Origin of the sequence: Rhodoferax sp. PAMC 29310, from assembly GCF_017948265.1 — a bacterium.
In the GTDB taxonomy this organism is placed as follows: Bacteria; Pseudomonadota; Gammaproteobacteria; order Burkholderiales; family Burkholderiaceae_C; genus Rhodoferax.
On sequence record NZ_CP072852.1, the window covers coordinates 3796631 to 3808234 of the forward strand.

At 60.9% G+C, this 11604-nt stretch carries 8 protein-coding genes and 1 pseudogene; 3 read left to right on the forward strand and 6 right to left on the reverse strand.

Going from position 1 to position 11604, the window contains the following annotated elements; genetic code table 11:
* The first annotated feature begins 88 nt into the window (after window positions 1-88).
* Together J8G15_RS17665 and J8G15_RS17670 are read left to right on the forward strand one after the other, a co-directional pair.
* Window positions 89-3502 (forward strand): DUF748 domain-containing protein, encoded by a 3414-nt coding sequence (locus J8G15_RS17665; RefSeq protein WP_210543807.1) that lies wholly within the window; start codon window positions 89-91, stop codon window positions 3500-3502.
* Window positions 3503-3554: 52 nt separating this feature from the next.
* Window positions 3555-3800 (forward strand): hypothetical protein, encoded by a 246-nt coding sequence (locus tag J8G15_RS17670; protein ID WP_210543809.1) that lies wholly within the window; start codon window positions 3555-3557, stop codon window positions 3798-3800.
* A 37-nt stretch (window positions 3801-3837) separates the two neighbouring features.
* On the opposite strand, the gene J8G15_RS17675 is transcribed toward J8G15_RS17670, so the two are convergent.
* The 3 genes from J8G15_RS17675 to J8G15_RS17685 are packed head-to-tail and all read right to left on the reverse strand — an operon-like array spanning window position 3838 to window position 7548.
* Window positions 3838-5019 (reverse strand): phospholipase A, encoded by a 1182-nt coding sequence (locus J8G15_RS17675; protein ID WP_210543811.1) that lies wholly within the window; start codon window positions 5017-5019, stop codon window positions 3838-3840.
* Window positions 4953-5393, reverse strand: a complete 441-nt coding sequence (locus J8G15_RS17680; protein ID WP_210543813.1) for a hypothetical protein — start codon at window positions 5391-5393, stop codon at window positions 4953-4955. The genes J8G15_RS17675 and J8G15_RS17680 overlap by 67 nt, the downstream gene beginning before the upstream one ends.
* Window positions 5394-5400: 7 nt before the next feature.
* Window positions 5401-7548, reverse strand: a complete 2148-nt coding sequence (locus J8G15_RS17685; protein ID WP_210543814.1) for an ATP-dependent helicase — start codon at window positions 7546-7548, stop codon at window positions 5401-5403.
* Window positions 7549-7621: 73 nt separating this feature from the next.
* On the opposite strand from J8G15_RS17685, the gene J8G15_RS17690 reads away from it, so the two are divergent.
* Window positions 7622-8587, forward strand: coding sequence for an AEC family transporter (locus J8G15_RS17690; RefSeq protein ID WP_210543815.1), 966 nt, complete (start codon window positions 7622-7624; stop codon window positions 8585-8587).
* Here the strand turns inward: J8G15_RS17690 and J8G15_RS17695 are convergent.
* The 3 genes and pseudogenes from J8G15_RS17695 to J8G15_RS21700 form a co-directional block, all read right to left on the reverse strand.
* A complete protein-coding gene (locus J8G15_RS17695; protein WP_210543816.1) occupies window positions 8534-9013 on the reverse strand; it encodes a hypothetical protein in 480 nt (159 codons plus the stop codon). The genes J8G15_RS17690 and J8G15_RS17695 overlap by 54 nt on opposite strands.
* Before the next feature lie 161 nt (window positions 9014-9174).
* A pseudogene (katG, locus tag J8G15_RS17700) lies at window positions 9175-11193 on the reverse strand (catalase/peroxidase HPI).
* Between the two features lie 30 nt (window positions 11194-11223).
* Window positions 11224-11370: a hypothetical protein gene (locus J8G15_RS21700; RefSeq protein ID WP_240538359.1), complete on the reverse strand. Its 147-nt coding sequence runs from the start codon at window positions 11368-11370 to the stop codon at window positions 11224-11226.
* Window positions 11371-11604 lie beyond the last annotated feature (234 nt).

The window sequence follows — 11604 nt, forward strand, 5'->3', positions numbered from 1 at the left end:
GGCTGCACGAGCGGCTTTGCCCTCAGGCGCGGGCGGGCCGGCTAATGCCCCGACAATCCTCTTCTATGTGCAAAGGCGAGAGGCCTGAATGACTATTCTGAATACGCGATGGATGCGCCGGCTGCTTTGGGTAGCCGCGGTGTTGTTTATCTATGCTGCCGCAGGGTTTGGCTTGCTGCCCTATTTGATTCAGAGCCAGGCGCCTAAATTTGGGTTGAGCGAGTTGGACCGCCGGGTGAGTATTGAAAGTGTTCACTTCAATCCTTTCACTTTGCGCCTGGACGTGCGAGGTCTGCAGCTAAGCGAGGCGGATGACGCACCGCTTCTAGGCTTGAAGGCATTGGTCGTTGATTTGCAGTGGGCCTCTCTAATACGAAGGGCATGGTCGTTTGCCGAGATCCGTGTTGAAGAGCCCACGGTGCAACTTTCTATTTCGCCAGACGGTGCGTTCAATGTCGCCGACTTATTGGCCACCATTGACCGCAAATCGACCAAAGATGAATCGAGCAATGGTCTACCCCGCCTGGTGGTTGAGCGCTTCGTTTTACGGCAAGGCATCGTGGATGTGTCTGACCGGCAGGCAGGTTATGCCAACACCCTCTCACCCATCAATTTTGAGTTAAGTGATTTCAGCACCTTGCCTGGCCAAACCGGCCGATACCGCCTGAACGCGGCGTCATTGTTGGGTGGTAAATTGAGTTGGACTGGCCAGGTCAGCCTGAGCCCGATGCAGGCTCGAGGTGAGTTGACGCTTGAGGATGCAAGCTTGACTGAGCTGGCCGCCTATCTGAAGCCCTACACAACAGCGAATCTATCGAGTGGGCGATTGAGCGTGACCGTGCCTTACCACCTTGCTTACGAGGGCGGGCGCCTGGAGGCCAATTTGACAGGCGCCAGCTTGCGCTTGCGTGATTTGACCTTGGCGTCTGGCGAGGGGCGTGAGCCCATGGTGAATTTAAAGGATGTGGCGCTGGACGAAATCAACGCCAATTTGGTCACGCGCGCGGTCAACGTGGGGTCGTTTCGGATTGACGGCGGGGTGCTGGCATTGACTCGCCAAGCAAATGGAGAACTGGATTGGACGCAGTTGAGCGTGCCGAACCAATCGGCGAAGGGCGCGCCCGCGCAAGTGGGCGCCCCAACGACGTGGGCGTTCCAGGTCGGTGCAATGGGCATCGACAAAGTTGCCCTTCGCGTAGCGGATCAAACGGTGACGCCGCCACTGCGGCTTGGCGTCGATAACGCGCAGCTGAGTCTGAGCCTCGCGGCCGAGCAAACTGACAAAGCATTGAATTTTTCCGTCAAGGACGCGGGCTTGACGCTGGGCAACTTGACTCTCGCCAGTGGCACCCAGACGCCGCTCAAGATTGAGCAACTCGGCTTTAACGAGGGGTCCATGAACCTGGGGGAAACGCAAGTCACCCTCGGACAGGTCTTTGCAAAGGGTGCCCAATGGCAGTTGCAGCGCAATGCGGCAGGTGAACTCACGCTGATGCGAATGCTGCCTGCGTTGACGGCGGAGAAAAAAAGCGGGCCTGACTCAAACGCTGCCAAGGGCCCGGCATGGCAGGTGTTGGCAAAGCGAGTCCAGCTTGAGCAATGGGCTGCGTCCATTGAGGATCAGGCCACTGGCATCAAGGTCAACGTCCAGGACTTGGCGCTGCAACTGGACGGCGCCAGCAGCGAGCTCACGCAACCCGTTCAGTTCAAGACCAGTCTGAATGTGAGAGAGGGCGGCCAATTTGCGGCGCAGGGCCGCGTGGTACCGGCCAGCGGGTTGGTCGACGCCAAGGTACAGGTCAAGCAACTGGCGTTGGCTCCCTTGCAACCTTTGCTCAGCCAGTACGTGAAGCTGACGATTGCCGGGGGCCAGGTGTCGGCACAGGGGCAGCTCATCACCGGTACTGGGCAAGCCAATAGTCCCGCTCTGCGCTATGCGGGCGGGGTGTCCATTTCGGACTTGGCGCTGGAAGAAGCGGGGGGCATTCCGTTTGCCGCTTGGACGCGCGTGGAGGCGGCCAATATGGTGGCCCGAGTGGGGCCGAATGGCCTGGATATCCCCGATTTGTTGGTGTTGGAGCCCAATGCGAAACTGATCATTGAGAACGACCGCAGCTTGAACGCTGCACGGTTACTGGTCAAGCCCGAATCCATCAGTGACGCGCCCGCGGCGACCCCGGTCAATGGGCCGTCAGAGGCAGATCCTTTTCCCGTGCGAATCCAGCTCGTGCGCCTGAAAAACGCCACGGTTGATTTCGCGGATCTCAGCCTGAGGCCACAGTTTGGCGCCAAAGTGGTGGAGTTGAATGGGGTCGTCAGCGGACTGTCCTCCGATCGCCAATCGCGCAGTGAGATTGAGCTTGACGGTCGGGTTGATGAGTTTGGCCTGGCGCGCGTACGCGGTGAGTTGAACCCCTTTGCCCCGCAGGACAACACCAATGTCAGCGTGGTGTTCAAGAACGTGGACATTGTGTCCGCGTCACCTTACACCATGAAGTTTGCTGGCTACAAAGTGGCCGAGGGCAAGATTTCGCTCGACCTTCAATACAAAATTCGCAACGGCAAGATGGACGGAAGCAACCAAATTGTGCTGGACAAACTGAAGCTGGGCGAAAAAGTCGACAGCCCGGATGCGCTCAACCTGCCTCTGGAATTGGCCATTGCCCTGCTCAAGGACAACGATGGTCGCATTGACTTGGCTTTGCCAGTATCAGGTGACATGAATGACCCGCAGTTCAGTTATGGCGCGGTGGTGTGGAAGGCCATCGGCAATGTGCTGACCAAAATTGTCACCGCGCCGTTCAGGGCGTTGGGCAACTTGCTGGGGATGGGAGGCGAGCAACTAGACGGCATTGGATTTGATCCGGCCAGCAGCGTCTTGCTGCCGCCTGAGCAAGAGAAGGTGCTGCAGTTGGCCTCGATGCTTGGCAAACGTGCCCAACTGAAGCTCACCGTGCCTAGCGCCTACAGCGCTTTGGCCGACAGCGCTGCGCTGAAGACCCTGGCCCTGCGGGCCGAGATCGCCCGCCGGACGGGGGAGGCCGTTGCTGCCGGTGATGCCCCTGGGCCCCTGAGTTTGGGGGACCCCACGGTGCAAAAAGCGATGCGCGCCCTGTATGCCGAGCGGCTGGGTGGCGCGGCGCTGGATCAGCAAAAACGGGCTGCTGAAACCGCCGAAGCCGCCAGTACGACGGCCGCAGCACCTGGCGCCGCGCCCGCGAAGTTGCCACTTGCTCAAGGTGTTCTCAAAGGACTGCAGGGTGAGCCCAAGGTGGTGGATGCGACCAACTTCTACCGCAGCTTGTTGAGCGGGCTGGAGCAAAGTCAGCCGCTCGCAGCTGACGCATTGCCCCAGCTTGGTGCGCGGCGAGCCGCCGTGGTACTGGCCGCTATGGGGCGTTCGGGTGTTGCCAGCGACCGAGTGGTGGTGACCCCGCCTGAGGCAGTGGACAGTCCGCTGGACAAAACGGTGATGTTGAAACTCGGTTTGGGGGTGAAGTGAGGTCGCTTGATTGGCCGGTTCAGCCCCAGATGAACACCCAAAGGCGACCGTGATGACTGATTTGCAACTCCGCCAGGTGAATGAAAACGTGTACGCCGTGATGACGGCGAACGGCGATCATGTGGGTAATCTGAAGCGAATTGGAGCCATCTGGAAATTCAAGGCCATCGGTTACGAGGCCAGTGGTGAAGTCATCCCCGGCGGCGGACCGTTGACGGACCGCCACAACCTGGCGCTGAACGCCCCGTCGGCCGAAGCGCTCAATGCGGCGATGACGGCCGCCACGAAGCCGTTGTAGCTCTGGCTGCGCCGGGCAGTAGCGCTGTCGGGGCCTTCTACCAGTCGATCAGGCTGAGGCCCACGCTCAGTACCGTGCGGCGGCGGTTGTAGTCCACCAGCGAGTCGCCGTAGCCGGTGAATACTTGTGTGTGAAAGCGCAAACCGCTGCGCCCGCCGGCCACGCCGGTGTCGCTTAGGTCTCTGAGCCACTCCAGCTTCAACGAGCCATTGGTGTTGGCTCGCAGCGAATGCCGCACCGTAGCGCCGAGGGTGTTTTTACGGTCAACATTCCAGAATCCCGCAATTTCCGCGCGTCCGACATAGTCACTGATGTCCGGGTTGTCGTCGTTGCCTTCAGCCTCTGGCAGGCGATTCCATAACTCGGCCTTCACGACAAAGTCTTTTCCTTTTTCCATGCCTGCTGACAGGATGGTGCGGTTCCAGCTGCGCGACAGGGGCTCCGACTGCCCGTTGGACTGGTGAACGAGAGTGACGCCGCCATAGCGCAGGCGCCAGCCGCCAGGAAATTCTGTATCCAGCGGGTAGATGTATGTGATTTCTGGCGAGTGGTCGGTGGTGCGAAACGGGCGTGAGATGTCGCCATTGAACAGCTGCCAGTTCGATTGCTGGGTATAGCCAAACCACAGCGAGTCGCGCAGCGAAGGCTGTAATTGGGTCAACAAGCCCTGCGCGATCTTCGTGCGCACCGACAACTGAATGCGTGCCTCGTTCGTGCTGTAGGCCACTGGCGAGGTCGCCGTGTGGTTGGCCGCCGGAGAGCTCGGCTGGGTGTTGACGCTGTCCGAACCAATCCAGGACAGCGAAATGGGTTTGTAGCCGCGAATGCTGAAGGTGCCGCAGTCGGTGCCGGGCTCCAGTTCCCAAAAGCGCGACAACTCAGAAAACCGGGCGTTGCGGCAATCGTGGGAGGCTGGCGCTTCCATGGTGATGACCACCGGCGCGGGGCGCACCACGGCTGCCTCCACAGGGGCGGGTGAGGGCGCGGGTGCCTTTTGTTGATTCGCCCAGTTGTCAAAGCAGCTCAGTCGCGCCGAATGATCGGCCGTCATCGCAACACACCGCTGCAACGCGGAGTCTTGGGGGCTGTTGGGCGTGCTTTGTGCCTGGGCAGCGGTGGCGGCCAGGCCCGCGCCTAAGGCCGCGCTCAGGCTTACTGCCAGCCGGGCGCTTTGCGCAAGACGAATGCAGTGTTTGTGTTGTCGAGTGCGTTGTTCCATGATCCTCTGATTTCCTTGCCACATGAGTCGGGTACCACCGTTCCCAGCCAAGTGGCGGAGATGCGTTGACCGTCGATTGATTCTTCGAGCGAAAACTCGCCTTCGTCCACGTCGCCCGCGGCCACGACCGTTGTGTTGCCCCGGGTGACGCGACCACGCACGCTGCCCGCGTTGTCTGGGTGTCGCTCAAACTGAAGCGTCGCCACTTGGGCCTGGCCCTCCAGTTCAGCGTGCCACAAACCGTACAAGTGGACGGCGGCGACGTCCGTGGGGGTCGGGCAGGTGGCGGCACCGGATTTTATGTCATTTTGGCCAAATACTCCCGTGGATAGGGCGTAGAGTGCTATAAAAAACAGTGCAAAAAAGCGTTTCATGGCGGTGTTAAGGCTTGCGGGCTTGGGCCGTGGCGGTGTCTTTGGCTTTTTGGGCGAACTCGGCACGCAAGGCGCGCAGTTTGGCGCGCGGGTCTTCCTTGACGGTGTTCTGGTCCAGACCCATCTCGGCGATGAAGCGGCTGGGCTGGGCAGCCACCATCTCCCTGCCTTTTTTACGCTTGCGCGTCCAACTCACCGCCAGGCTGCGCTGTGCGCGGGTGATACCCACATACATCAGGCGGCGCTCTTCCTGCATGTGGGCGGCCGTGGCCTCATTGGCCTGCTCATGGGAGCGCTGTGAGCCCCCCAGCGAGGCCGCGTCGGTGTCGGCACTGTCGCGCATCTTGAAGGGCAACATACCTTCAGTCACCCCCACCAGCATCACATGCGGCCACTCTAGCCCTTTGGATGCGTGCAACGTGGATAAAGTGACCACGTCCTGGTCTTTTTCTCGTTCGCTGATGGTAGACAACAGCGACACGGTTTGGGCCACCTCCAGCAGCGACTTGATCTCTTTGCTGGTGCTGACGCCCGCCGTGTCATCAATTTGCCCGCCGCAGCGCCCCGACATCCAGTCGCAAAAATCCAGCACATTGGTCCAGCGCGCATGGGCGAATTTTTCGTTGTCTTCGCCGTCGTACAAATACTTCTCGTAGCCAATTTCCTTGAGCCACTCCAGCAGGAAGGCCAGTGCATCTTCTGCGCCCAGTGTGCGTTTGGCGCGAAATTCCAAATCGTTCACATAACGCCCAAACTCATGCAGACTGCCCACTGCCTTGGCGCTGATCATGCTGCCCAGCGACGAGGAGAACAGCGACTCGAACATGCTGAGCTTGTACTGCTTGGAGAACTCTCCCAGCTGCGCCAGGGTCTGGTGGCCAATGCCGCGTTTTGGGGTGGTGACTGCGCGCAAAAACGCTGGGTCGTCGTTGTTGTTGATCCACAGCCGAAACCAGCCGCACAAGTCCTTGATCTCGGCCTTGTCAAAAAAACTGGTGCCGCCCGACACCTTGTAGGGCACCTGGGCCTTGCGCAGCGCCTTCTCAAAGGTCTTGGCCTGGTGGTTGGCCCGGTACAGGATGGCAAAGTGCCGATATTCCTGGTATTGGGGCCCGGGGTGCGGAATGCCGCTGGCGCGCAGGCTCTGGATGCGGGCCACGGTGCGTTCTGCCTCATGCTCCTCGCTGTCCGCGTCAATCACACGCACTGGCTCGCCTTCGCCCAGTTCACTGAACAATGTCTTGGGAAACAGCTTGGGGTTGGGGCCAATCACATTGTTGGCGGCCCGCAAAATGGCCGAGGTGGAGCGGTAGTTCTGCTCCAGCTTGATAACCTTGAGCCCCGGAAAGTCCACCGGCAGGCGGCGCAAATTGTCCAGGGTGGCGCCGCGCCAGCCGTAAATCGACTGGTCGTCGTCCCCCACCGCCGTGAAGCTGGCGTGGTCAGTCGGCTTGCCTCCCACCAGCAGCTTGAGGACCTCGTACTGGGTGGCGTTGGTGTCCTGGTACTCGTCCACCAGCACGTGACCCATGAGCCCTTGCCACTTCTGCCTGACCTGCTCATGATTTTTTAGCAACGCCAATGGCAGGGTGATCAGGTCGTCAAAGTCCACACTTTGGTAGGCGCTCAGGCGCTCTTCATACTGGGCCATCACGCGCGCAATGATGCGTTCGTTGTCGTTTTTGGCCTGCAGCGCGGCTTGCACGGCGTTGAGCCCCTGGCCCTTCCAGCCACTGATGACCCATTGCCAGGAACGCGCTGTGGCCAGGTCCACCGTGCCACCCGCATCTTTCAAAATGTTGGCGATGTCGTCCGTGTCCAGAATGGAGAACTGGGCCTTTAACCCCAGCACTTCGCCGTCTTCACGCAGCATGCGAACGCCGAGTGCGTGAAAGGTGCTGATCGTCACGTCCTTGGCGGCACGCCCAATCAGGCTCTTGGCGCGCTCGCGCATTTCCGCCGCGGCCTTGTTGGTGAAGGTGATGGCGGCAATGCGTTTGGCCGGCAACCCCGCCTCAATCAAACGCCCGATTTTGTGGGTGATCACCCGCGTCTTGCCTGAGCCGGCACCAGCCAGCACCAGGCACGGGCCAAACATGTAGTTAACGGCGTCTTGTTGGGCCAGATTCAGGCCATCGGTGTATTTGGAGGACATTCAGAGACTTGGGACAGAGCCCGGGATCATACCGGCGGCGTGTCAACCCTGATCCGCGTTGACAATAGCGGCCATGCTGCAAGTTCTGATCATCACCTTCCCGTTTTTCGCCCTGGTCTTGTGTGGTTACCTTGCGGCGCGCCAACGCTTGCTGCCGCTGGATGCCATTCCAGGGCTGAACATGTTTGTGCTGTACTTTGCGCTGCCCTGCATGTTGTACCGGTTTGGCGCCACCACCCCGATCGCCCAACTGCTGGATTTCAATGTCTTTGCAATCTGGCTCCTGTGCGCCATTGTCATGGTTGGGTTTGCTGTGGCCATCAGCCTGAATCAGCGCATTGGCTGGAATGACGCCTCGTTTGGAGCACTGGTTGCCGCCTTCCCCAACACCGGTTTCATGGGTGTTCCCCTGCTCGTGGCCTTGCTCGGGGCGCAAGCCGCCGGCCCCATCATCGTGACCATTTTGGTGGACATGGTGGTGACCACCTCGCTGTGTATTGCCCTGTCTCGACTGGACGGCGCTGACACCCATGGGGCCAGCAAGGCCGTCAAAAAAGCCTTGCGGGGCGTGGTGGCCAACCCAATGCCTTGGGCCATTTTGCTGGGGGCTGTGGCGTCCGCCACGAGTCTGACGCTGCCCGGCCCCGTGGACAAGACGGTGGGTCTGTTGGCCGATGCGGCTTCTCCCGTGGCGCTGTTCACCATTGGCGCGGTGCTGGCTCGCTCTCAAATCATGGCGGCCGTCAGTCGTCATCCCCCGATCCCCCTTGGGGATTACCTGCCCATGGCCGCGCTCAAGCTGTTTCTGCACCCGGTGCTGGTCTTGCTGGTAGGTGCGGGTGCGCTGCAGTTGGGGCTGTCGCTGGACCGCTTCACTTTGACCGTGCTGGTGCTGGTGGCCGCCTTGCCCAGTGCCAGCAATGTGTCCTTGCTGGCCGAGCGTTTTGGGGCCGACAACGGGCGCATTGCCCGCATCATCCTGGTGTCAACTGCTGCCGCCTTCGTGACCTTCTCCATGGCGGTGAGTTGGCTCACCTGAGGGCCGAAGCGTCAGCCGAATGGCGCGGGCGCCGCGCCAATTCACCACCGTCATCGCCACCTCCACTTCAAATTGGCCATGGTCGGCCGAGTGGGCCGTCAGTCGCTGCCACATCTTGCCCAAGGCGTGAAAAGTGGCATAGGCCAGGTTGTAGCCGGGCGTGGTTCGTCCCAACGGCAGCGGAGTAATCAGGGCCGAGGCGGTGTGGCCGGCCAGGTTTTCAGGGCGCATGCCCAGCATCCGGGCAGCGGCCAGCATCCGGGCAGCGGCCAGCGTGCCGCTGAGAATGTGCCCGTACAAATCCAACGTCAGCACGGCTGGCCCGTCATTCGCCTCTTGCTGATTGGCCGCGCGTTTGGCCTGCCGGCGGTTGCGCAGGCCGTAACGGGGCGACGGCATTGAAAGCGGAAAACCGGGCAAGTTCATGGGTCAAGTCTCCGAAAGACGCTGGAACTCAGGCGGGCCTGCCGCCAGAGACTGGGCCGTCAAGCGTAGCGTTGGCGCCCCGTTTTCAGAATACCGAGAACCCATGAAAACCGCTACCGGCGATCCGGTAGCGGTTTTCATGATCAACGTTGGCGCGGGGATTAGGCCAGGTCGAACCGGTCCAGGTTCATCACCTTGGTCCAAGCGGCGACAAAGTCACGCACAAACACAGCTTGGGCGTCGCTGCTGGCGTACACCTCGGCCAGGGCGCGAAGTTGCGAGTTCGAGCCAAAAACGAGGTCCACCGTGGTGCCCGTCCATTGGCGCTTGCCCGTTGTCCGGTCGAGTCCCTCCAAAACGCCTTCCGTCGTGGACTTCTGCCACTTCGTGCGCATGTCGAGCAGGTTCACAAAGAAGTCGTTGCTCAAGATGCCAGGGCGTTGGGTGAAGACCCCGTGCGCGGCGCCGCCCACATTGGCGCCCAAGGCGCGCAGGCCACCCACCAGCACCGTCATCTCTGGCGCAGTCAGCGTCAGCAAATTGGCGCGATCCAGCAGCAGCGCTGCAGCCGACGCTTCCAGGTCCTCACGTATATAGTTGCGAAAACCATCGGCACGGGGCTCCAATGCCGCCACCGACTCCACATCGGTCTGCTCTTGCGAGGCATCCATGCGTCCTGGCGAGAAGGGGACTTTCACCTCGATGCCGGCTTTTTTGGCGGCATCTTCCACGGCGGCGCCCCCTGCGAGCACGATCAGGTCTGCCAGCGAGATCTTCTTCTTGCCTGTTTGCGCACCGTTGAAGTCCTTTTGAATCGTCTCCAGCTTTGCCAGCACGGTCGCCAATTCGACGGGTTGGTTCACGGCCCAGTCCTTTTGCGGTGCCAGGCGAATGCGTGCACCATTGGCGCCGCCTCGCTTGTCGCTGCCCCGGAAGCTGGCGGCTGAGGCCCAGGCCGTGCTGACCAGTTGCGAGGTGGTGAGGCCACTGGCCAACACCTTGGCGCTCAGCGCGGCCCGGTCCGCATCGTTGATCAGCTCATGGTTCAACGCTGGAATAGGGTCTTGCCACAGCATCTCTTGCGCCGGCACCAGGGGGCCCAAGTAGCGCGACACGGGGCCCATGTCACGGTGCGTCAGCTTGTATCAGGCTTGGGCAAAGGCGTCGGCAAACTCTTGCGGGTTGGCATGGAAGCGCCGCGCAATCTTCTCGTAGGCGGGGTCCATGCGCAGCGCCAGGTCGGCGGTGGTCATCATGGGTGCGTGGCGCTTGGCCGGGTCATGGGCATCGGGCACGGTGTTGGCGGCTGATGCGTCTTTGGGCGTCTACTGCTGGGCGCCGGCGGGGCTCTTGGTCAGTTCCCACTCGTACTTGAACAAAATGTCCAGGTAGTCGTTGTCCCACTTCACCGGGTTGGTGGTCCAGGCGCCTTCAATACCGCTGCTGATGGCGTGAACACAACTGCCGCTGCCGAAGCTGCTTTTCCAGCCCAGACCCTGGTCTTCGATGCCCGCGCCTTCTGGCTCGGGGCCCACATATTGGCCGGGGTCGGCCGCACCATGGCATTTGCCGAAGGTGTGTCCGCCAGCCACCAGCGCCACGGTTTCTTCGTCATTCATGGCCATGCGGGCAAAGGTTTCGCGAATGTCACGTGCAGACGCCACTGGGTCCGGATTGCCGTTGGGGCCTTCAGGGGTCACGTAAATCAGGCCCATTTGCACGGCGCCCAGCGGGTTCTACAGTTCCCGGTCGCCGGTGTAGCGCTTGTCGCCCAGCCACTCGGCCTCGGGGCCCCAGTAGATGTCTTCTTCAGGCTCCCAAATGTCGGGGCGTCCGCCAGCAAAGCCCAGTGTTTTGAAACCCATGGATTCAAGCGCCACATTGCCAGTTAGAACCATCAAATCGGCCCAAGAGAGCTTGCGGCCGTATTTTTGCTTGATGGGCCAGATCAGGCGGCGCGCCTTGTCCAGGCTCACGTTGTCCGGCCAGCTGTTCAGGGGTGCAAAGCGCTGGCTGCCAGAGCCCGCGCCGCCACGGCCATCGGCCACGCGGTAGGTGCCGGCGCTGTGCCAGGCCATGCGGATGAAAAACGGGCCGTAGTGGCCGTAGTCGGCGGGCCACCAGTCCTGCGAGTCGGTCATCAAGGCATGCAGGTCTTTGACGACGGCGTTCAGGTCCAGGGTTTTGAATTCTTCGGCGTAGTTGAACGCCTAACCCATGGGGTTGGACCGCGGGCCCTGCTGGTTCAAGACCTTGAGGTTGAGCTGATTCGGCCACCAGTTGGCGTTGCTTGTGGAGCCCGCAATGGTTTGGGTGTGTGCGCCGCCAGAAAAGGGGCATTTGGCTTCGCTTGACATGGTGTTCTCCTTCAGTTGTTCACGATCATATGACTCGAGTCTATTGATCCGGCCCTGTGAAATATGAACTGTTCGCGCTGAGCCTGCCGAAGGGCTTCGTCAGGCTTAGCCTGAACGGAAATGTAGACTACATCGGGCCGGAGCAATAGTAAGACGCGTTATGTCTTCCGGACTCCTGGTATTTGGATTCATCGTCTCTTTAAGACGAGTAGCGGGTGGGGGATGCGGCAAGAA

Coding starts and splice junctions, on each gene's coding strand:
- J8G15_RS17665 (WP_210543807.1), top strand. CDS start 89: ATGACTATTCTGAATACGCGATGGATGCGCCGGCTGCTTTGGGTAGCC.
- J8G15_RS17685 (WP_210543814.1), bottom strand. CDS start 7,548: ATGTCCTCCAAATACACCGATGGCCTGAATCTGGCCCAACAAGACGCC.
- J8G15_RS17680 (WP_210543813.1), bottom strand. CDS start 5,393: ATGAAACGCTTTTTTGCACTGTTTTTTATAGCACTCTACGCCCTATCC.
- J8G15_RS17670 (WP_210543809.1), top strand. CDS start 3,555: ATGACTGATTTGCAACTCCGCCAGGTGAATGAAAACGTGTACGCCGTG.
- J8G15_RS17695 (WP_210543816.1), bottom strand. CDS start 9,013: ATGAACTTGCCCGGTTTTCCGCTTTCAATGCCGTCGCCCCGTTACGGC.
- J8G15_RS21700 (WP_240538359.1), bottom strand. CDS start 11,370: ATGTCAAGCGAAGCCAAATGCCCCTTTTCTGGCGGCGCACACACCCAA.
- J8G15_RS17690 (WP_210543815.1), top strand. CDS start 7,622: ATGCTGCAAGTTCTGATCATCACCTTCCCGTTTTTCGCCCTGGTCTTG.
- J8G15_RS17675 (WP_210543811.1), bottom strand. CDS start 5,019: ATGGAACAACGCACTCGACAACACAAACACTGCATTCGTCTTGCGCAA.